Annotated in this window: 3 protein-coding genes; all 3 read right to left on the reverse strand. The window is 71.0% G+C overall.

Features of this window, described 5'->3' with window-relative positions:
- Genes ON27_RS42065 through ON27_RS34580 form a run of 3 tightly spaced genes read right to left on the reverse strand, consistent with a single transcriptional unit; the run spans position 1 to position 23,755 of the window.
- Positions 1-2,034, reverse strand: a complete 2,034-nt coding sequence (locus ON27_RS42065) for a thioesterase domain-containing protein (protein WP_083888034.1) — start codon at positions 2,032-2,034, stop codon at positions 1-3.
- A complete protein-coding gene (locus ON27_RS34575; RefSeq protein ID WP_043737254.1) occupies positions 2,031-15,176 on the reverse strand; it encodes a thioester reductase domain-containing protein in 13,146 nt (4,381 codons plus the stop codon). The genes ON27_RS42065 and ON27_RS34575 overlap by 4 nt, the downstream gene beginning before the upstream one ends.
- Positions 15,173-23,755 carry an SDR family NAD(P)-dependent oxidoreductase gene (locus ON27_RS34580; protein ID WP_306306975.1) on the reverse strand — a complete coding sequence of 2,861 codons (8,583 nt, stop codon included), beginning with the start codon at positions 23,753-23,755 and terminating at the stop codon, positions 15,173-15,175. The genes ON27_RS34575 and ON27_RS34580 overlap by 4 nt, the downstream gene beginning before the upstream one ends.
- Positions 23,756-23,818: the final 63 nt, after the last annotated feature.

The raw sequence follows: 23,818 nt of genomic DNA on the forward strand, positions 1-23,818 counted from the left end.
TCAGGCGGATACCGCGTCGGGGCGGACAGCGGCGAGCTTGTCCGCGAGTGAGCCGAGCAGCGTTGCCCGCTGCTCGGTGAGAAAGAAGTGACCGCCCGGCAGCAGCTCGGTCGAGCGCAGCCCCGGCAGCAGATCACGCCAGGCTTCCAATTGGGTGGCCGCCACCTGTCGATCGTCGAGACCGCCGAACAGGTGGGCCGGGCACGACGGCGCGGCGGCGGGGCTGAACCGGTAGTCGTCGAAGATCTCGAAATCGCTGCGTAAGGCGGGCAGGAACAGCGCCATCACTTCGGGGCTCGCGCGTACCTCCGGCGGGATGCCGCCGTAATGGGCGACCGCGGCGGCGAACTCGTGATCCGGCAGCTCCGACAAGCGCCCTGGTCTCGGCAGGTGCGGGGCCACGGCGCCACCGAGGAACAGCGCCCGCGGCGCGACGCCTTCGGGAAGGCGGCGCGCCACCTCGTAGGCGGTCAGCGCACCCAGGCTGTGGCCGAAGAAGGCGAACGGGAGATCGGTCAGCGGCAGGACCCGCGCCAGCGCCGCGTCGACGAGATCGGTGAATCGACGGATCGGCGTCTGCGCCAGATGCCGCTGCCGGGCGGGCAGTTCCACCACGCACAACTCCACCCAGTCGGGCAGCTCGCGCCGCCACGGGGTGTAGGCGGCGGCTTTGCCACCGGCGAACGGCCAGCAGAACAACCGCAGGGTCGGGGGTCCGGCGGTCATGCGGTGAATGGTCAGCTCACCCGTCGCGAGGGGTCGGGCCGGTGCGGAGGCGGCGGTGATTGCCATCGAGGCCGCCGCGGTTTCCGATCCGGAAGCGGCCGAGACTGCCGTCGAGGTCGGGACGGCGTCGGTGGCGGCCGCTTCCGATTCCGGAGGGGCGGAAAGCACCGCCGAGGTCACAACAGCGCTCGCTGAGGCTTCCGATCTGTGGGCGGCCGACGCCATCGAGGTTGGAACGACATTGATTGCGGAGCGTTCCGATTCTTGGGCGGACGACAGTGCCGTCGAGGCCGGAACTGCATCGATTGCAGAGCGTTCCGATTCGTGGGCGGACGGAAGTGCTGTCGAGGGCGAGACGGTTGCGGCCGTCCGGCTTTCCGATCTCGATCCCTCGGCGAGCGCGCGCAGGTCGCCGACCGTCGCGATCCGGGTCACCGGTGCGCCCAGCGTAGCGAAGAACTTCGACAGTGGGGCCGACGGGCCGACCTCGTAGCGGGGTGTGCCGGAGCGCAGCAACGCGCGCATGTTCGCCGTCCAGCGCACCGGGGCGGAGATCTGGCGGACCAGATGTTCGGTGAGGGTGTCGGGCCGGTGGAATTCGCCGGTGTAGTTCGAGGTCACCACAACCGCATGCGCGGCGCGGATACGCGGGGCGCACTCGGCCAGATGGTCGGCGAACTCGGCCTCGATGCCGCGCATCCACCGGGAATGGAACGGCGCGCTCACCCGCAGCGGAACGAACCGCAGGTCCGGCAGGCGCTCGGCGAGCACGGCGCGCGCGGCCGCGATCGCGTCGCTGCCGCCGCTGATCACGAGCTGGTCGGTCGAATTGTCGTTGGCCACCTCCGCGCCCGCCTCGGCCACGAATTCGGCGACCTCCGAATCGGCGATGTCGGGCAGGATCAGCGCGGCCATCGCGCCCGCCCCCTCCGGCACGGCACGCTGCATGAGCGCACCGCGGGTGCGCACCAGCCGCACCCCGTCGGCGAGGTCGAGAACGCCGGCCGCGACCAATGCGGCGTACTCGCCGAGACTGTGCCCGCCGAAAGCGACCGGTCGCATATCGAATTCGGTCGTCAGCACCCGGTAGGCGGCGATCTCCATGGTGAGCACGCAGGGCTGGGTGTACTCGGTGCGATGCAGCCGCGGATCCCGCTCGGCGCAGATCCGCAGCAGATCCTCGCCCACCGCGGCGCTCGCTTCAGCGAAAGTGTCACGGGCGACGGCGAACTCGGCGCAGAAGTCCGCCCCCATCCCGGTGCGCTGGGCGCCTTGGCCAGGGAAGACGATCGTGCACTCCCCGCTCATCGCAACGCCTCCGCCGTCGACTCGGCCGCCCGCGGCGCGGGGATGTAGCCGACTTCGGCACAGTGCGCCAGATACACCCGCACCAACTCCTCGGTGGGCGGGCAGTCGATGCCCGCCGCGCCCAGCACCCGCCGGGTGTAGGCGCAGTCGGCGTAGGAACTCTCCTCGTAGTGGATGGTGCCGAACAGTTCGATGCCGTACTTGAACATCTCCAGGGTCTGGCTGTCGTAGACCTCGTCGGTGCCCAGCCGGTGGATCTGCCGGTCGGTGGCCCTGCGATGGAAATCCTCCAGCGGCACCAGATCCACCTCGTACCCGGCGCGCTGGACGTAGCGGACCACGTCGTAATAGCGCCGGATGTCGGGGTTGGTGAGGTGGTAGGTCTCCCGGTAGGTGGGGCGGTGCAGCGCGATGTGGGTGATCGCGGCGCTGACGTAGTCCACCGGGGTGATGTCCCAGTGCACCGGCGTCAGCATCGTCTCGCCGGTCTCGATCATCGTCTTGAGGATGTCGTAGTACGCGCCTTTGACGCTGACCTCGGAGAACGGGTACCGGCCGGTGCGGCTGTCGCCCATGATGTTGCCCGGGCGCACGATGTCCCAGAGCAGTCCGCGCTCGCTCGCCGCGCGGATCAGCTTCTCGGACTCGTACTTGGTCTGCTGGTAGGGCAGATGGTCGTAGCCCTGCCCCAGTTCGAGATCGCGCTCGGTGAACGGCGGATTGTTGAAGTTGAGCCGGTCGCCCAGAGCGCTGAAGCTCGAAACGTACATCAGGTACTTGCCACGCGAACGCAACGCGAATTCCACCGCGCGGCGGGTGCCTTCGACGTTGATCGGGGCCAGCGCGTCGTAGAAGGTGACCAAAGTGGTGCGGCCCGCGGCATGGATCGTGAGGTCCACCTCGTCGGCGATCCGCCGCCAGGTCACCTCGTCCAGGCCGAGCCGCTCGCTGGAGACGTCGCCGAGCACGGTGGTGACGCGCTCGGCGAACACCTGATCGAGCGTTCCGTCCGGATCGTAGGTGCTCAGGAAGTGCTTGACCCGGCGCTCGGCCGCGGCCACGGTCTTGCCGCGCACCAGGCACGTCACCCGCACGTCGCTGCGGGAGAGCAGATCGTGCAGCAGTTTGCCGCCCAGCACACCGGTCACGCCGGTGATGAACACCGACCGCACCGGGATCGGAGTGTCCATGCGCACCGGGGGGATGTCCTGCTGGACCGTCGCGCTCATGGCCACCGCGGAGGCGCGCGGGGCATCGTTCTCGGTCGCTCCGGCGATGATGCCGTCGGCCACCAGATACCGCGACAGCGACGCGATGGTCGGATACAGCTCGGTCGACTCGGCCGGGATCTTGACGTCGTAGTGCTTCATCAGCCGGTTGAGCATGCGGACGGTGGCCACCGAGTCGAATCCGAAGTCGGTGAAATCCGCGTCGAGGTCGAGTTCGGCCGGGTCGGTCTTGGTCAGATCGGCGAAAATGTCGCGGATGTGCTCGGCGAGGCGATCGCGCAGCGCGCTGTCGAATTCGTCGGCCGTCGGGTCGGGGCCGGTCGGTTGGTTGCCGCCGGTCGTCGTGGTGGTGACCGGCTCGGTGCCGCCAGATGGGCCGGTGGTGACTGGTTCGGCGACGTTGGGCGAGGCTGTGGTGACTGGTTCGGCGACGTTGGGCGAGGCGGTGATGGCCGGTTCGGTGCCGCCGGTGACCGGTGCGGTGTCGCCGGTGGGTGGGCTGGTGACCGGTGCGGTGCCGCCGGTGGGTGGGCTGGTGACCGGTGCGGTGCCGCCGTGCGAGGTGGTGGTAACCGGTTCAGCGACGTCAGGTGAGGCGGGGAGCGCGGTGGGTGGCTGGACCGGTTCGGTCGACGCCGGGACGAATCGGTGCCCGGTACCGTTCGCGGAACGGCCGTTGCGCTCCGCACGGGGCAGCTCGATCTCCTGCGCCACCACGGTTGCAGCGACTACCTGCGGAACGGGTTGGCTGCGTCTGCGGTAGTCCTCGGGAACGATCCAGTACCTGCGCCGCGCGAACGGATAGGTGGGCAGGCTCACGGTCCGGCCGAACGGCCGCTCGTAGCCCTGTTCCCAATCCACGCTCCAGCCACCGGCCCACAACTCGGCGACCCGCGGCAAATTGCCCGAGCGCAGCAGCGCGCGCACTTCGGCGCGGTCGGCGTCCGACTCGCCGGGCAGCTCGTCCAAGTCGCGGTGGGTGCGGGCCACGCCACGGAAGACCAGCAGCCCTTCGGCCGGTGCCGGAGCGTTCGGAGTGGTTGTGCTGTCGAGCAGTTCGACGAGTTCGGCCGTGGATGACGCCACCACCGCCAGGCGGTGTTCGAACGCGCTGCGCCCGACGGCCAGCGTCCACGCCACGTCCGGCAGCGGCAGCGGGTGATCGCGCAGCCGCTCCGCTGTGCGGGCGGCCAGCTGCGCGAGCCGGTCGGCGTCGCGCGCCGACAACACCACGATGCGCGGATGCCCGTCTTCGGCGGCCGGCACGACGGGCTCGGCGTCGGTGAGGATCACATGCGCGTTCGAGCCCCCGGCACCGAACGAGCTGACCGCGGTCACGCGCGGCTTGCCGTCGTCGGGTCGCGGCCAGGCTGTGGGCCGATCGATGACTCGGAACGGCGTCGAGGTGAAATCGATGCCCGGGTTCGGCGGATCGCTGTGCAGGTTCGGCGCGATGGTGTCGTACCGCAATTGCAGCAGGGCCTTCACCACGCCCGCGGCGCCCGCGGCGGCTTCCAGATGACCCACACTGGATTTCGCCGATCCGATGCCGCAATAGCCGCGTTCGGATGTCGAGCGGCGGTAGGCCTTCGTCAGCGCCGCGATCTCGATGGGATCGCCCAGCGCTGTGCCGGTGCCGTGGGCTTCCACGTAGCCGATGTCGCCCGCGTCCACGCGGGCCGCGCTCAGCGCCCGGCCGATGAGGTCGGCTTGGGCGACCGGGTTCGGGACGGTGAAACCGTTCGTACGCCCGCCGTGGTTGATGGTGCTGCCCCGGATCACGCCGTAGACGCGGTCACCGTCGGCGCGCGCGTGCCGCAGCGGTTTGAGCACCAGGGTCACCACTCCCTCGCCCGGCACGTAGCCGTCGCCGCCCGTGCCGAACGACCGGCAGCGGCCGTCGGTGGAGGCCCATCGGCCGTAGCCGAGCAGCAGGTACTTGCCGGGGTGGATCGACACGTTCACCCCGCCGGCCAACGCGTAGGCCGCTTCGCCGCGGCGCAGGCTTTCACAGGCCAAGTGCAGCGCGGTGAGCGACGCCGAGCATGCGGTGTCCACCGCGAGACTGGGTCCGTTGAAGCCGAAGTGGTACGAGACACGGTTGGCCACCGCGAAATATCCCGAGATCGGCACGCCGACGAACGCCTGGTACTCGGCGTAACCCACCCCGGCGAAGACTCCGGCATCGGGCAGGCCGCGCGTCGCGGCGCTACGGCGCACCCGATCCGGGGAATAGCCCGCGTCTTCCAGCGCCGCCCAGCACGCTTCCAGGAACAGTCGTTGCTGCGGGTCCATCTCCTCGGCGTCCTTGGGAGTGATGCCGAAGAAGCGGGCGTCGAACTTGTCCACGTCGTCGAGGAATCCGCCCCAGCGCGCGTAGGTGGTGCCGGGTTCGTCGGGATCCTCGGACAGATATTCGCGGTGATCCCAGCGTTGCTGCGGCACCTCCACGATGCAGTCGCGGCCCGCGACCAGGTTGGCCCAGAATTCCTCGACACTGGCCGCCATGGGGAACTTGCCCGCCATGCCGATTACGGCGATGTCGTCGGCATCGTCCGCGCTGCCGGGAGCCGCGTCGGCTCGAGCGCGATCGAGAGTGACCGCGTGCGTCACCGGTGCGGTGCTGCCGGGCGAAGGCGCTGTCGACTCGCCGGCGGCGCTGCTGTGCGGATTCCCTTCGGTGGTGAGTGCGACTACGCGCGGCGCGTGCTCGTCGGCGAGGTACCCGGCGATGTCGCGGACGGTCTGGTACTCGAAGAACAACGTGCTCGGCAGTGGGCCGAAATCGGATTCCAGCCGGTCGTTCATCTTGCTGATCAGCACCGAGTCGATACCGTAATCCGGCAAGGGAATGCGAGTGCGGATGCGAAGCGGATCGAGTCGGCAGTACTCCGCGAGCAGATCTTTGAGGTAGGTCTCGGCGGCCTGTCGCAACGAGGTGAAGCCCGGCGACGACTCGCCCACAGGGGCTACAAGCCCATCAGCATCTCGGTCGTTTCGGCGTGTGCCGTCGCCCTGGGGTGCCTTCGTCGAGGAGGACGCCACCGCCTGGCCCACGGCAGCCTCCGCCGTTGCCGGAGTGCCCTCGAGTGCCGCCGGTTTCGGCGTGCCCGGTGCCACGACCTGGGCGGTGTCGGCCGCGCGGAGCGGTCGCGGTACCGCGCCGATCGTCGGCGGCACAGCGCGCTGTGGGTCGGCGGCTGTCCGAGGCTCGGCGGATCTCCCCGTTGCGGCGGCTCTCCGCGGTTCAGTGAGGGCCTGAGGCTCACTGCCGTTCTGGGATATGGCGGCGCTGTGAGATCCGGCTCGGGCTGGGGATTCGGCCGGACCCGGGGATGCAGTCAAGCCCGGGGATGCAGCTATGTCTGGGGAAGCAGCCAGGCCCGGGCTTGCAGCCAGGCCTGGGGATGCAGCCAGATCCCCCGATGCAGCGAGGCCCGAGGACGCAACCAGATCCGAGGACGCAACCAGATCCGAGGAACCAGCAAGGCCCTGAGGTTCGGCAAGTGCCTGATTATCGGTGACGCCCGCCGGTTCGGAGGGATCTTGCCAGCTCCGAGCGTCCGTTGCGCGCGGTGAGGGACCCGTACCGCTCGCATCCGGTGCCCAGCACCTCTCCCGGTCGAATTCGTAGCCGGGTAGATGAATACGGCGCGCGGCCGGGTCGTTCCAGCCCGTGTGTTCGACGTGCACCCCTTCGACCCACTGCCGCGCGGCCACTGCCGGGTCGTCCAGCACGATGGCTCCCGCTCGGTCCGTGGTCGGGGTGTCGATCGTTCCGGTGAAGACGCCTGAAGGACGATCGCCGTCGGCGAACGCGGCCAGCCGAGCCGCGATCGCGTCCACCGAGTCGCCGACCACGGCGAGCCGATGCTCGAATCCGCTCCGGCCGAGCGCCAGCGTGCGCGCGATATCCGCGGGCACCAGCTCCGGGTGCGCGGCCAGATGCCTGCGCAGCGCCCGTGCCATCCGGGCCAAACTCGTGGCGTTGCGGGCCGAGAGCACGACCAGCTGCGGGCCGCCCGGCGCATCGCGACGGACCGTACTCGGCTCCGGTGCGCCGTCGACCACCACGTGCGCGTTGGTGCCGCTGAAGCCGAAGGAACTGATCGCGGCGCGTCGCGGGTAGCCGGTCCACGGGCGCAGTTCGGTGTTGACGAAGAACGGCGACTCGTCCAACCCGAGCAGCGGGTTCACCGACGCGACGTGCAGCGAGGGCGGCAGCTGGCCGGCGCGCATGGCCAGCAGCACCTTGAACAGGCTGGCCATTCCCGCGGCGTGCGAGGCGTGCCCGATGTTCGATTTCACCGACCCCACCGGGATGGCGCCGACCGCGCCGGTGTAGCGGCGGAATGCGGCAGTGAGCGCCTCGATCTCGATCGGGTCGCCCAAACGTGTTCCGGTGCCGTGCGTCTCGACGTAGCCGATGGTGGACGGATCTATTCCGCCGTCGCGATACACCGCCAGTTCCAGTTCGGTCTGCGCGCGGACGCTCGGCGCGGTGATGCCGTTGGTGCGGCCGTCGTGGTTGATCCCGATCCCGCGGATCACACCGTGGATGGGGTCACCGTCGCGTTGCGCCGCGGCCAGCGGCTTGAGCACCGCCACGCCGACGCCCTCGGCGATCACGAAACCGTCGGCGTCGGCGGCGAAGCTCGCGCAGCGGCCGCGCGGCGACAGCATGCCCATCGAGGACGCGAGTAAGTGGTATTCGGGCGTTACGAACACCGCGACCCCGCCCGCCAGCGCGAGTTCCGATTCGCCGGTGGCGAGGCTGCGGCAGGCCTGGTGCAGCGCGACCAGGGCCGAGGAGCACGCGGTGTCCAGACCCAGACATGGACCGGTGAGATCCAGGTGGTAGGCCACCCGGGCGGGGAGGATGGCCGGGCTGTTGCCGGTGAACATGTGGTGGGAACCGACTGTTCCGCGGTTACGCAGCAGGTTGGCGTAATCCGACCCCGGTGACCCGGCGAACACGCCGCACTTCGTGCGGCGCAGCGACTTCGGGTCGATGGCGGCGTCTTCCAGCGCGCGCCAGCTGTGTTCGAGGAACAACCGCTGCTGCGGGTCCATGTAGTCGGCTTCGGCGGGCACCAGGTCGAAGAAGGCCGGATCGAACTGCTCGACGCCGTCGAGGAATCCGCCCCACTTGGAGTAGGTCTTGCCCGGTGTCGCAGGTCCCGAGCGGAAGAAGCCGGCGATCGGCCAGCGCGACGCGGGTACCTCGGTCACGGTGTCGCGCCCCGTGGCGAGATTGCGCCAGAACTGCCCGAGGTCCGCCGCGCCCGGGAACTGCCCGGACATGCCGATGATGGCGATGTCCATCGATGTCGACCTCTCGCTGGGCCGCGCGGTCTGCGCGGCGGCGGTGTGGATGCGGGGCGTCGATGCGCCCGAGACGGGAGACGCCGGGGCGGCCACCGGTCGCGCCGATGCGCTCGTCGGCGTGGCGCCCTCCGCGGCCATGCGAACGCTGAGCAGCCGTACCGACGGATGGTCGAACACCACCGTGGGGCGCAGCGCCAAGCCGTAGCGAGCGTTGACCCGGTCGATGATCTTCACCGCGAGAATGGAATCGACCCCGTACTCCGACAGCGGTAATTCCGCGCGCACCTCGCTGCGCGCCACGCCGAGTCCGTCGGCGACTATGGCGACCAGTTCGGCCTCCAGCGCCGAGGTGTTGCCGGGCTGCGCGAGTACACTCACGGCGGCCGACTGTTCCGCGGCGACCGCGAGTCCGGCGTGCGTGACGGCGGCCGGTTCGGCGGCAACCCCAGGGCGATGCGGCGCACCGGCCGCAGGCTCGGCGGCGACCGCGAGGCTGGGCGGCAGGGCGGGAACCGTTTCGGCGGCGATCCCCCGAGACGACCGGGGGGTCGCGATCTCGGGGTGGGACCGCGCGTCAGACTGGGCGACCGAAGCACGGGGCTGGGCGGCGGCTACCGCGAGATGGGGCTGTGCCGGAGCGGGTTCATTGGCAGCCGTGGGCTGAGCCTGCCCGGTGGCGGGTGCGACGGCAGCAACGGGCTGAGCCTGCCCGGCGGTCGGTGCGGCGGCGGTAACGGGCTGAGCCTGCCCGGTGGCCGGTGCGCTGGCAGCAACGGGCTGAGCCTGCCCGGTGGCCGGTGCGGTGGCAGTAACGGGCTGAGCCTGCCCGGTGGCCGGTGCGGTGGCAGCAACGGGCTGAGCCTGCCCGGTGGCCGGTGCGGTGGCAGCAACGGGCTGAGCCTGCCCGGTGGCCGGTGCGGTGGCAGCAACGGGCTGAGCCTGCCCGGTGGCCGGTGCGGTGGCAGCAACGGGCTGAGCCTGCGCCACGGCGGGTGCGGCGGCGCTGACCGCGGCGAGCAGGCGGAAACTCGGGTCCGCGTCCGCGGACAGGCCGGGACCCCAGGAACGGACTCCGGAGAATCCCGCCGCGGTCATCGCGGCCTGCCACTGTCGCTCGGACAGCAACGGCGAGTGCGGGATCCGCGCCTCGGGATCGCGGTAGGCGTGCCAGCCCTCCAGCAGCCCGAAGGTCAGCGCGAGCACTTCGAGGTCCGTGGTCGCCTCGGTGAACGCGAGTACACCGCCGGGCGCCAGCAGCCGCCGGACGTTGCTCAGGGTCGCGTCGATCGACCGTGTCGCGTGCAGAACGTTGGCGCAGATCACCAGGTCGGCGTCATGCGCGGGAAAGCCCTGTGCGATCGGATCGGTCTCGATATCCAGCACGGCGAAACGCAGGCGCGCGTGCGTGCCGAAGGTGCGCCGTCCGTGCGCGAGGAAACTGGGCGAGACGTCGGTGTAGTGGTAGTCGAACGCGATCCCGCTCGCGGCGAGCGTCTCGAGCACGGCGTGGGTGGAACCGCCGGTCCCGGCCCCGACTTCGATGATCCGCAGCGGCCGCGGGTCCTCGTGCCGGTGCGCGATCGCCGATACCAGTGCGGCGAGCAACCCGTTGCTGAAGTCGTAGGCGGCGTTGCCGCGATAGATGGCGCCCACCAATCCGAGGTCACCGCCGGGAAACAGCACTTCCGTCGCGGACAGCTCGCCGCGCAGCACGCGCGGATACGCGGCCAGGCAGGCGTCCAGCAACGTCACGTACGGCGCGGTTTCGGGGAACCGGGCGAGCAGATCGGCGCGCATCCCGCTGGTGCCAGGGGGCGGGCCGGGGACCACGAGGCGGTCGTCCTGCCACCGCACCAGCTCGTGGCGCCGCAGGATGTGCAGGCAGCTGGTGCGCAGCCGGTCGAATTCCGGCCGCACACCCAGGCGCGCGTCCAGCGACCTCGCGGTCCACTCCCCCGTGGTGAGGCCCATCCCGGCGAGGGTGGCGAAAAGCAGCATCGCCGCGTAGCGGCCGAGTTCGGCCTTTCCGGGCTCCACGATGCCCGTGGGCTGCACGAACGCCTCGAAACGCTCCACCGCGGCGTCGAATCCCGCGCGCGGCGGGGCGATGATCCAGTGGCTGGTGCGTTCGAAGGGATAGCCGGGCAACGGAATACGTCGCGACGGACCGCCGCGTGCGCGCCAATCGACCTCGGCGCCCGCGACCCACTGACGGGCGAGTTCCTGGTCGCTGGGCGCCGGTGCGTACAGCGGTGGGCGGGCATGCGCGTCCACGGCGCCGCTGACCACGGGGCCGAGCTGGTCGGTGCGGAACTGGTCGAGCGCCTCGGCCACCTCGATCGGGGCGGACGCGACCACCGCGAGCCGGTGTGCCAGCGCGGGCCTGCCTACCTGCAAGGTGCGCACCGCGTCGGTGAAATCGGCGGGATCGAGCGCGCGGAAGTGCCGCGCCATGATCTCGGCGTAGCGGTGCAGCCGCTGCGGTGTGCGAGCCGAGAGCACGAAGATCTCCGGCTCACCTGGCGCGGTCGGGCGGATTCGCTCGTCGACGAATTCGGCGAGCACGACATGCGCGTTGGCTCCACCCGCGCCGAACGCGCTGACGCCCGCGTGCCGCGCCACCACGACACCGTCGACGATGCGGCGCGGCCAATCCTCCAGTTCCCGCGGCAGATGGAACGGCACCGAGTTGAACGCGATGGCCGGATTGGCCTGTGCGGCGTGCAACGTCGGCGCGATCCGGCCGTGCCGCATCTGCAGCAGCACCCGGGTCACCCCCGCGACTCCTGCCGCCGCCTCCAAATGGCCGATGTTCGATTTCGTCGACCCGAGGGCGCGGGAGCGGCCGGTTCCAGCCGATCGGCCGAAAGTCGCTGCCAGCCCCGCGATTTCGATCGGATCGCCGAGCGGGGTGCCGGTGCCGTGTGCCTCGAGATAATCGATCGTGGCGGGATCGACCCCCGCCGCGCGCAGGGCCGCGCCGATCACCTCGGCTTGCGCGCCGGGATGGGGCACGCTGTAGCCGGAGGTCTGCCCGCCGTGGTTGACCGCGCTGCCCAGGATCAGGCCGTGGATGGTGTCGCCGTCGGCGCGGGCGGCCGACAGCGGCTTCAGATACAGCGCGCCGACCCCTTCGCCGGGAACGTAGCCGTCGGCGGCCGCGGCGAACGGCCGGCACCGGCCTGTGTCGGACATCATGCCCAAGCTGTGCAGCAGGAGGAATTTGTCTTCGTGCAGCAGCAGGTTCACCCCGCCGACGATCGCCGCGTCGCATTCGCCGTCGAGCAGGCTGCGCCGCGCCAGATGCAGCGCGGTCAGCGACGCCGAGCACGCCGTGTCCACGGTGAGGCTGGGCCCGCGCAGACCGAGGGTGTAGGAGGTGCGGTTGGCGATGGACGACGGGATCGAGGCCACCGCGACCGGCTCGCCGTCGCGGCTGGCCGCCACCCCGAGCAGCCGGTAGTCGCTCCAGGTGGCGCCGACGAACACGCCGACGCGGCGATCGCGCACGGCATGATCGGTGTGGTGGTATCCGGCGTGTTCCAGCGCCGCGTACGCCTGCTGCAGGAACAGACGTTCCTGCGGGTCCAGCAACGGCGCCTGGACCGGCGGTATCCGGAAGAACTGCGGGTCGAAACCGGCTACGTCGCTGAGGAACCCGCCGATCATCGGGGGTGCGCCGGGGCTGCCCTGGACGGCGGTGAGCCACCAGCGTTCGGCGGGGACCGGGCCGACCGCGTCGTGTCCGTCCCGCAGGTTGCGCCAGAACTCCTCGATGTCCTCCGCGTCCGGGTAACGGCCGCTGATCCCGACGATCGCGATCGGCTCGTCGACGCTGTCGGTCGCGCGGCGCTCGTTCACTGTCTGCGGCTCGGCGGCCGGCGCGCTCACCGGTCGTAGTCGTGCTCGCAGGGTCTCGGGTTCGCCCCACACCGCGGCGAGTTGCGCGCGGTTCAGCGTCGCGCAGGACAACAGCAGCTCGAGTCCGGTCGTAGTGGGCAGCAATCCGACGCCGGCCCGTCGCAGCGTGGCGATCTGCTGGGCGGGCGGATGCATGCCACCGTCGGCCCACAGCGGCCAGTTGACGCTGATCGTCCTGTTTCCGGCGCGGTCGCGCTGTTCGGCGACGGCGTCCAGGTAGCGGTTGGCCGCGGCGTAATCGGCTTGCCCCGGGTTGCCGAGCACCGCGGAGACCGACGAGAACAAGACGGTCAGGCGGGCCTCCGGCAGTGCCCGGATCAAGTGCGCGATGCCGTAGACCTTCGGCGCCAGAACCGATCTCGCGTCGGCGCGGCCGGAGCCCGCGAGCAGTCCGTCGCGCAACTGTCCCGCACCGTGGTAGAGCACCTCGACCGGCCCGAAGGTGGCGTGGGCGATCGCGGCGAGGCGTTCGACGTCCGCGGCGACCGACACGTCGGCGCGCACGTGCACGGCTTCCGCGCCGAGATCGTGGAGCTCGGCGAGCAGACCGGCGGCGGTCGCGTCGAGCGCTCGGCGTGAGACCAGGACCAGCCGTGCGCGGTATTCGGTGGCGAGGCGGCGCGCCAGATGCCGGGCGATACCACCGAACGCGCCGGTGACGACGACCACCGACCCCGGACGCAACACCGTGTCGCCGGAACCGGCCGCCGAACCGTCGAGCAGACGCGGGCGGCGGATTTCGCGGCGTCCGTCGCGGTAGCGGATCTCGGTGTCGGAATCGCGTTCGTCGACGCCCAGTTCGGTGGCCACGATGTCACCGAGCACCGCGGCACGGTCGTACCGCACCGCCCGCAACAGCGGGAACGGCTGCTCGAGCCGCAGCGTGCGCGCGAAACCGCCCAGCAGGGCACAACACGCTTCCCCCGCAGGGGTCGGGGGCGCGAGGGCCAGCACCCGGCGCACCGGCGGTTCGGACACCCCGGCGGCCGCGCGCACCAGATCGCGCAGCGGCAGATACACCCGCTCGATCAATGCCTGCGGGTCGTCCTCGGTCACAGTGCCCGGCCACAGGTACAGCGCCGCGTCGAAGCGCAACCGCCGGGCCGCCAGCTGTGCGATCAACAGTTCCATGTGCTGGGCGTCCGCCGGGTCGATGACGAAACCGTCCGCACCGGAGACGAATTCACTTCCCGGCCGTACGCGGACGACCGTAGCGGCGGTGCCGTGCGGGTAAGAGTGCTCGGCGGTGTCGAAGACGAGCAATTCCGTCGGTTCCTGCCGCGGGTGCGTGGCGAGGTCGGTTTCCCAGTCGAACCCGAAGGTGACCAGATCGTCTTCTGTCGTGGAGGGAGGTTCGGACACCGGGACCGGGATGCTCGGGTCTGTGCCTGCTTCGCTGGTCGGCGTGGCGGTGGGCTCGCCCGCATGGAAGACGCTCGGCTGGTCAGCGGAATCGATATCCGGGTGGGCCTGAGGCGGGCTCGTGGGGTTGGCTGGACGGTAGTTCGCGCCCACGGTGTCGGCGAGGTGTCCGGCGAGTGCTTCGATGGTCTGGTACTCGAACAGCAGCGTCGGGTAGAGCGGCTCGCCCACCCGCGTCTCCAGTTCGGCGGTCAGCCGTAACAGACGACCCGAATCCAGGCCGAGTTCGTAGAATCCCACGTCCGTGGCGATACCGGTGGGATCGGCGGCGAGTTCGGCCGCGACGAGAGCCGCCAGGTCGGCGGTGATCAGGGCGCGCGGGTCGTTCGGCGCGGCGGTCGGCGCCGGGCCGGGGTCCGCGGCACGCCGCGGCGCAGGAGCCTCCCGGCCGGGCTGGGCTAGTAATCGCTGGATATCCGCGCTGCCACGCACCCGCTTGGACGTCAGCCGATACCGCGCCACCGGCGATCCGTCCCGGTCGTAGAGCGCCACGTCGGCTTCGAGCAGGTCGGCGCCGTGCCCGCCGCGCACTATGGCCCGCACGTGCACCTGCTCGGGCGTGGCCCGCCAGGCGCGCACGTCGCCGAAGTAGATCGGGATGAACGCGCTGTCGTCGTCTACGCCCAGCCGGTGCGGGTCGACGAACGGCACGATCGTCGAGGCGTCCAGGAACGTGGGGTGCAGCAGGAATCCGGGCAAATGTGCGGCCGCTTCGGAGCCCAGCCCCATGGTCGCGGTGACCACCTCGCCGCTGCGCGAGAAATGGCCGGTGACCCGCATGAACGCGCGATGCTCGATACCGCGGGCGCCGCTCTGGGCGTACATCTCGGCCATCCCGCGCGCCTGCGAGGCCGCCGGGAACGAACCCACGTCGATCCCGCCCGGTGTGATTGCCGAATCGGACCGCACGACAGCGCATTCCGCGATCGGCTCGACCGGTCCGTCCGGCACGCCCGCGGCGTCCAAGCGCTGCACGTCGATGGCGACTCGTCCCGTCGGGCGGTCGACCCGGAACGCGATGCGCACCGCGCCGTCGGCGCCGAGGGCCACCGGACGCTGGAACAGCGCCTCTCGAATGGTCAGCTCGCCGGGCTGGTATCCGGCGGCCATCGCCGCACGCAGGATCATGTCGAGATACACCACGCCGGGCAGGATCCGGACACCGTGCACCCGGTGGTCACGTACCACCGGGTCCTCGGCTCGCACGGTGGTCGCGAAGCTGTCGAGTTCGATCCCGCTCATAGCAGCGGCTCCACCCGGAGGAACGACGGCGCGGGCGCGCTCTGCGGCATCGGGACGACGATGCGCGGCGCGGCCTCCGTCGATGTGCTGGGAACCGTTTTCGGCAGCATGAAGCTCCTCTTGCGGAAGACGGGTGGATCGAGGGGTCGGCGAACCGGCCGGTGCCCGTCGGGCGCCTGCTCGACGACGAGGTGGGCGTTGGTGCCGCCGAAGCCGAACGAGCTGACGCCCGCCGCGCGGGGCCTGCCGTCGGCGGGCCGCCACGGGCGCAGTTCCCGGTTGACGTACAGCGGCGACCCGGCGAACTTGAAACGCGGATTGAGGTTGTCGCAGTGCAGCGACGGCGGGAGCGCCGCGTGGTGCACGGCCAGGATCGTCTTGACGGCCCCGGCGATGCCCGCCGCGGAAAGCAGATGCCCGATATTGGTTTTCACGCTGCCGACCGCGCACGGCTCCGGCCCGCGCGACCGGTCGCCGAGCACGGTCGCCAGCCCCTTCAGCTCGATGGGGTCGCCGATCATGGTGCCGGTACCGTGCGCCTCCAGATACGACAGCGCGTCCGGTGCCATGCCCGCCATATCGAGCGCGGCGGTGACCACTTCGATCTGCGCTCGCATATTGGGTGTGGTGATGCCCATGGTGTGCCCGTCGTTGCCGATCGCCGAGCCGCGCAGCACCGCGTAGACCCGGTCACCGTCGGCCAGCGCGTCGTCGAGCCGTTTGAGCAGCAGCAGCGCCGCGCCCTCACCCGGTACGAAACCGTCGGCGTCCTCGGAGAAGGTCGCGCACCGGCCGTGCGGGGACAGCACGCCCGCCGCCGACAGGGTGACGAACAGCATCTCGTCCAGCAGCACCTCCACCCCGCCGGCCAGCGCGGCGTCGACCTCGCCCGCGCGCAGCGCCTGGCAGGCCAGATGCACCGACAGCAGCGACGACGAGCACGCGCTGTCGAGCACGACATTGCCCGCGTGCCAGTCGAAAAAGTCGGAGATGCGCGCGGCGATGAAGTTCTGCCCGACGCCGATGATGGTGTGCCGGTCGGCGACCGGAATCCGGTTGAAATAGTTCGCCGCCCGGCTGCCCGCGTAGACGCCGACGCGCTTGCCCCTCAGCTCGTCGCGCCGGTATCCGGCGTCGATGGTGGCCAGCACCGACGTCTCCAGCAGCAGCCGCTGCAACGGGTCCATCTGCCAGGCGAGTTCGTCGGTGACGCCGAAATACTCCGGATCGAACAGGTCCACGCCGTCGACGAAGCCGCCCCACTTGCTGCTGCTCAGACCCGGGCCGCCGCCGGGGCGGTAGAACCGGGCCGGATCCCAGCGAGCCGGGTCCACCTCGCGGACACCGGATTCGCCCGCTGCGAGCAGACGCCAGAACGCGTCCGGTGTGTCGCCGCCGGGTAGTCGGCAACCGATGCCGATCACGGCGATCGGCTCGGCGGCCCGGCCGCTGCGGGCCTCGGCGGCCCACACGGCGGTGGTGAGCCTCGACTTCCTGTCCTCCGTGCTCGGCGCATCCTCGGAGGTCGGTCGCGGATCGGCTGTGGGCGGACCGGCCAGGGGCGGTTCCGACCTGAACCGGTCGGGGAACTGCTCGGTCAGCAATCCCGCCAGCGCGTCCAACGTCGGGAATTCCAGCACCAGCGCGGGGTCGAAGGGCTGGCCGATGACCTGCTCGATCCGGCGCACCGCCGAGGCGATCAGCACCGAGTCCGCGCCGTACTCCTCGAACCGTTTGTCACCCTCGAAACGGGCCGGGGCCAGCTTCAATTCGTCGGAGAAGATCCGAAGCAGTTCCGCATATGCCGCCGTGGACCCGCTCGCCGCTGCGAACCCGTTCGCCGCAATGGACCCGCTCGCTGCTACGTTGCCGTTCGCTGTCGCGGGCCCGGCCGGGCCGGACGCCGCCCCCGGCGCGGATCGGCTGGCGTGTGTCGAAAGAGACAGCGGCGCACCGCGATACGGCAACACCACCGGGGCGGGAAGTCCCAGCACCGCGTCGAGCAGCTCGAACCCCTCCGCGGCGCTGAGCGCGGGAAGGCCCGTGGCTCGATAGGCCGCGCTGGTTACCTCACCGAACCCCGTGTCGCGGAACGACGGCCAGTTCACCGACCGGAAATACGGCCGCCCCAGGGCGTGCTGTGCCTCGGCGAACCGGTCCAGGTGCGCGTTGGCCATCGCGTAATCCGACAGGCCCACCGCCAAGCCGGGCAGCACGGCCGACACCGACGAGAACAACACGAAGAAGTCGGGACGGTCGGCGGCCAGCACATCGGCCAGGACCGCTGTGCCCGCGAGCTTGGGCTCCAGCACGGTCGCGACGCCGGGGCCGGTCTTGCGCACGAAAGCCGGACTCTCACCCGAGACGCTTCCCGCGCAGTGCAGCACCCCACCGATCGGGCCGAGCTCGCGCCGCACCCGCTCGAAGAAGACCGACAGCGCCGTCTCGTCGGTGAGACTGCCGAAGTAGGTCCGCACCGCGACGCCGCGATCACGCAACTCGACCAGCCGCCGCACCTTGTCCGCCGCGGGCCCGGAGCCGGCCGCCACGCGGTCCCATTCCGGTTCCGGAGGCAGCGGTTCGCGGCCGAGCACGGCCAAGCGGCGCGCCCCGCGCTCGAACAGCGCCGCCGCGAATTCCGCACCGAGCCCGCGGGTGCCGCCGGTCACCACATAGGCGCGGGCGGGATCGACGACGAGACCGTCGCGGAATGCCGCGTCCGCCAGCTCGACGGTTTCACGGATACCGCCGCGATACCGCACTCGCGTGCAGTCGTCCTCGGTGGCGGAGCACTCCGCACCCAGGATCGCCAGCAAACGCCCGGAATCGGCGCCTACCGCACCGCGCTCGGCGAGTACGTGAACGCTTCGCGTGCGCACCTCCCGGATCTCCTCGGCGAGCGCGGCGACCAGACCGCCCAGCGGCGCCGACTCCGGGCCGTCGGCGCCGGGATGTCCGGCGGTGACGTGCACCAGCGCGAGCGAACCGGCGCGCGCCTCGAGCACACCCTGGTACAGCCCGATGCGGCCGAGGTCGCCGGTGGGCCGGGCGGCCGCTGGAACGAGGTCGCACAGGTCGAGGAGGCAGTCGGTGTCGGGATAGCGGGCCATCAGTGCACGGCCGCGAGCCGCGCCCGCGCCGAAGTCGGCGCGGTTCAGGTCGCCCGGCAGGTCCGACAGCCGCACCAGACGGCCCGCATCGCCCGCTGCGGCGGCGAGCGCCTCCACCAAGTGGTGCGGGGTACGCGCGTCGTACACGACGGAGATGCGGCGGGAACTCAGGTCACCGCTGGGCAGCGGCGCTTCGCGCCACACCGGAACCATCAACCGGCGGTCCGCTGACGCGGGTCGCCCGGGTGAGGTGTCTTGCGGGGCGGATGTCGACCAGGGGGCCGACGCAGGCTGCGCCAGCCCGGACTCCGCCGCGGACCGGTCCGATAAATGCCGCGAAGCGTCGGCCCATCGTCCCCAGGCGGATTGCGCCGATGGTGCGGAGCTCCGGTCCAGCGCGGACTGGACCAGGGCGGGGTTCGGCCCGGACGGTTGCCCCGACGTGGATCGCGGCAAGGACGTGATGTCCGGTCCGTACGCCGACTGCAGCGCCGGTACGGACCGCGCTACCGGATCGGATCCCGAATCCTGCGCGGGACCGGCACCAGGCGCGACATCCGGAATCCAGTACCGCTCCCGGGCGAACGGGTAGGTCGGTGCGGGGATACGGCGTCGAGGTCCGGGATCGCGGACGGCGGCCCAATCGACGTCGCCGCCGCCGAGCCAGCGCGCGATCCGCGAGTCCTCCGCCGCGTCCGGGCACGACCTGGCGCCGGGTACGTCGTCCACCCAGGCGCGCACGGCGGCGCGCAACTGGTCGATGTCCCGTGCCACGAAGGCGGCGCGCGCGCTGCCCGCCTGACGCCCTACCTGCATGGTGTAGGCCAGATCGGCGAGGTTCGGCTGCTGCGCGGCGAGGAAACGGTCCAGCGCGGCCACGTATTCGGTCAGCCGTTCACGGTCGCGAGCCGACACGGGGACGACCTGACCGCCGCTGAACCGGGTCTGCGGCCTGCGGTCGACGTACTCTTCGATCACCACGTTGGCGTTGGCCCCACCCGCTCCGAACGAACTCACCGTCGCCCGTCGCGGCCGCGCGGGGTCACCGCCGGGCCAGGGCAACGGTCGGGTCGGTATGCGGAACGGTGTCGCCGCGAAATCGATGTTCGGATTCGGCGGTGTGGCGTGCAGCGACGGCACGATGGTTCGATGGCGCAGTTGCAGCAGCACTTTCGTCAGCGCGGCGACACCGGCCGCCGCCTCGAGGTGACCGACATTGGACTTCACCGAACCGATCGGCAGCTCGGACACGCCGGAATTACCGAAAACCTTCGTCAGACCGGCGATTTCGATCGGATCGCCCAGTGCGGTGCCGGTGCCGTGCGCTTCGATGTAGGACACCGACGCCGGGTCGACCCCGCCGACGCGCAGCGCCGAGCGGATCACTCTCGCCTGGACGTCGGGATTGGGCACCGTGAAGCCGTTGACGCGGCCGCCGTGGTTGATCGCGGCGCCCTTGACGACGCCGTAGATGGTGTCGCCGTCGGCTTCGGCGTCGGCCAGCGGCCGCAACACCATCGCCCCGACACCCTCACTGGCGACGTATCCGTCACCGCCCGCGCCGAAGGAACGGCAGCGGCCGTCGGTGGAGGCGAACTGTCCCTGGCTGAGCGCGACGAATTTGTAGGGATGCAGGGACAGATTGACCCCGCCGACCACCGCCAGCTTGCATTCGCCGGTGCGGATGCTCTGGCAGGCCAGGTGCAACGCGGTGAGCGAGGACGAGCACGCCGTGTCCACCGCCATGCTCGGCCCTTGGAAGTCCAAGGCGTGCGACACGCGGTTGGGGATGCTCCAGAACGTCGATCCGGGCAGCGTGCCGCGCCCGAGCCGGGACTCTTCCGCCCCGAACATCTGGTAGGTGCCCCACATGACGCCGACGAACACACCGGCTTGCTCGGGGCGCAGGCCGCCACGGGCCAGGTCGGCGCGGGAATGTCCGGCGTCTTCCAAAGCGGCCCAGGCGGTTTGCAGGAACAGTCGCTCCTGCGGATCCAGAATCTCCGCCTCGCGCGGAGAGATGGCGAAGAACAGCGGATCGAAACAGTCGACGTCGTCGAGGAATCCGCCCCACTTGGTGTAGGCGGTGAACGGGTTGTGCCGATCCGGGACGAAATAGCGCCTGTGGTCCCAGCGCTCCGGCGGGATCTCGGTGACGCAGTCGCGTCCCTCGACCAGCACCCGCCAGTACTCGTCGAGCCCGTCCGCACCCGGGTACCGCCCGCTGACACCCACGATCGCGATATCGCCTACCGCGTCCGCGGGTGCGGCGGAATCCGAGCCGGGGGCTGTGCGAGGCAGGGGCTGCGCAGCTGACGCGAACGAGTCGACCGGTGCCCGCCGCGCCGCGGGTGCGGTCCTGGCGCCTGCGTCGTCCACGAGCGGGCGCTCGGCGCTGTAACCGTCGGGCTCGTTGCCGAGCGCGGTGAAGCCGTTGACCGGCGGCTGCGGCCGGGCGGCTGCGGCGTCCCGTGTGGTCGAGGCGATCCCTGATGTCACGGGGGCGTCGGCCGTGGCAGCGGGTATCCGCGCCGCCGTTCGGTCGGCTGAACTGCCGGTCACCGGTGGCGCCAGCGACTTGCCGGCGTTACCCAACCGCACCAGCAAGCCGACGACCGCACGCGGTGTGGGGTACTCGAAGGCCAGCGTGGCGGGCAGGCGGTGGCCGCTGGAGCGTGACAGTTCGTCGCGGATCTCGAGTGCCGCCACCGAGTCGAGGCCGAGTTCGTGCAGCGGTCGATCGAGATCGTCCTCGGGCGCCAACCCGAGGCAGCGCCGAACCAGCGCCTCCATTCGGACGGAGAGATCCGAGCCGTCGTTCACGGTGGAGGCGTCGACCGGCACGGGTGCGATCAGATCCCGCAGCACCTCCGGCAAGTCGACGGCGGGCATCTCCGACAGCGTGAGTGGCAGCGTTGCGACCGCACCGGTCGCCCCGGCATCGATCAACCGGGTGAGCGCGTCGAGCGCCTGCTCCGGGCGCAATGTGCCGTAGCCGCGCCGGGCCAGTCGCTCCAGCGCGCCGCTGCCGAGCCGCTCGACCATTCCGGTCTGCGCCCATGGACCCCACGCGATGGACAGCGCGGGCGAGCCCGACGCACCGCGCAACTCGGCCACCCCGTCGAGGAAGGCGTTCGCGGCGCCGTAACTGGACTGGCCGGGCAAGCCGAGCACCCCGGCGGCGGAGGAGAACAGCAGGAACCACCGCAAGGAACGGCCCGCGGTCAGCTCGTGCAGATTCCATGCCCCGAGCGTCTTCGGCGCCAGTACCCGCCTGGCCCGCTCGGCTGTCTGCTCGGCGATCACTCCGTCATCGAGCACCCCGGCCAGATGCACGACCCCCGCCAGCGGCGGCAACTCGCGGTCGATCCAGTCGAGCGTGGCGGCCACGGCATCGCGATCGGTGACGTCGAGTGACCGCACCCAGACGCGAGCTCCCGCTGCCCGCAATTCGGCGATGACCGACTCGGCCCTGGCGTCGGGAGCCGACCGAGCGGCCAGGACGAGATCCGGCCGGCCCCGGTCAGCGAGCCAGCGCGCCAGCCGGGCGCCCACACCGCCGAGACCACCGGTGATCAGCACCGTGTGCCCCGCCGCGTACCCAGCCGCGATCCCGTCGGGCGCCGTTTCCATCGGCACGAGCCGCGGTACCCGCCGACGTCCCTGGCGCAGCGCCAGCTGACCTGGGGCCGAGGGCGTGACCAGCGCGTCGGCCACGGTCCGGATCTCGGTCAGCTGATCGAGATCGAGGACGTGGCAGCCGATTTCGCGGTGTTCGAGCCGCGCGCTGCGGGCGAAACCCCACAGCGCGGATTGCTCGGGCGCCACCCGATCGGCGGGATCGACGCGCTGCCCGTACCGGGTGAGCAACCACACCGCGGGCTCACCCGCAAGCGCGGCAGCCTGCACCAGGTGCAGCGCGTGCGCTATCAGACGTTCCGCGCGGACGGGTGCGGGCGCGACGTCGGCCGACAGCGCGCCCGCGAAGACGATCCCGCGCAGCGGTGTGCGTGCGTCGGCGGCCGCGCCGAGCAGTGCGCGCACCGCCGCGGGCGCGTCCAAGTCGACCTCGAACTCGTTCTCGGCACGGAACGCGAAGCCCCGGCCGGGCCGGGCGAGCGCGCAGTCCGCTCCGCGTGCCCGGAGTTCGTCGGCGAGTTCGTCGGTGAAGCCCGCAGCCGCTCCGATGACCAGCCAGCGTCCGGCCGCGCCGGTGGGCTGCGCCGATTCGGTTTCCGGCCACTCGATTCGATAGGTGTCCGCGGCGATCCGGTCACGGGGCGCGCGGGTGGACGGTCGCCCGTCCGGGTCCGGTGTCGGCATCACTCGCAGTCCGTTCGCGACCACCACCGGGCAACCCTCCTCGTCGAGCAGCCGAACATCGGCGACGCACAGCTGTGGCGTCTGCTCGACGACGCGCACATGGCCGAATCGAACGGTTCCCGCGGCGGCCGAGACGAGTACCCGGTCCACGGCGAACGGCACCCAGGTCCGCTCGCCCGCGGGCGGCGACATCGCCGCGTATGTGGCTTGGAACGCCGCGTCCAGCAGAGCCGGGTGCACCATGCCCGCGCCGCCGTCAGGGCCGGGGTCCGCCAGCGACACCAAGGCTTCGCGCGGGCCGAAGCGTACGTCGGTGACACGGCGGAACGCGGGGCCGTAAGGCAGCCCGGCCCGGTCGAGCAGTCGATAGAATTCGGCTCCTGCGAGGGTTTCCGGACAACGCGCCAGCACCTGCGCGGGGCCGGGCCCATCCGGAATACGATGCGGTCCGGTCAGGACAAGAGCGCGCGCGTGGTCGCCCGCGCTGTCGGTCGTCACCTGCACCGCCACCCCGTCGGTGCCCGGCTCGAAAAGCACCCGCACCCGCTGCGGGCCGGTCAGCGCGAGACCGCTGGTGATCACCAGGTCGTCGATCGCGACGACATCATCGGCGAGCAGTTCGCGCGCGGTGTCGGCGATGGTCGCGACGAACCAGGCGCCCGGAACGACCACAGCCCGATCCACGACATGGTCGGCCAGACAGGGTGGCGAATCCGGTGCGATCGTTACATCGAAATACGTTGTGCTGCCGCGTCGATCCGGCGTGAGCGCGCTGTCCGCTTGCCGAGTAGGAGTCGAGGTATCACCGGTTCGCGCGGAGAAATCCGTGCGCCCGTTGCTCAGATCGGCCAGCGTGTCATCGGGTCGCGAACCAAGGCCCGCTTCTCGAATGGAAACTGCGGCAGGGGCCGAACGCGCGGCTCGGTCCGGTAACTGTGCGGACGTGACGCTCCGATCGGCGGGCGCGTCCCCGTGCCGTGTCGGAGGGGCAGGTGTGGCACCTGGCTCCACATGCACGTCACTCGGACGCGTCGGGACGTTGGAGCCCCACGCGGTGAAGACACTCGCGGCTGAGGTCGTGGCGTCGCCGGGTGGTCGCCTGTAGCCGGGATCCCCTGTGGACAGGGAGTTGTGCGCCGAGAGCACGCCGGCCGCGCGCGCCGAAAGAACCGAGTGCCCTCCGGCGGCGTCACCCAACGCCGCAAGCGC

It is taken from the genome of Nocardia asiatica NBRC 100129, from assembly GCF_000308415.1.
GTDB lineage: Bacteria > Actinomycetota > Actinomycetes > Mycobacteriales > Mycobacteriaceae > Nocardia > Nocardia asiatica.

Bases quoted from the DNA above. Each gene is read 5' to 3' on its own strand.
- ON27_RS34575 (WP_043737254.1), bottom strand. From the start codon at position 15,176: ATGAGCGGGATCGAACTCGACAGCTTCGCGACCACCGTGCGAGCCGAG.
- ON27_RS42065 (WP_083888034.1), bottom strand. From the start codon at position 2,034: ATGAGCGGGGAGTGCACGATCGTCTTCCCTGGCCAAGGCGCCCAGCGC.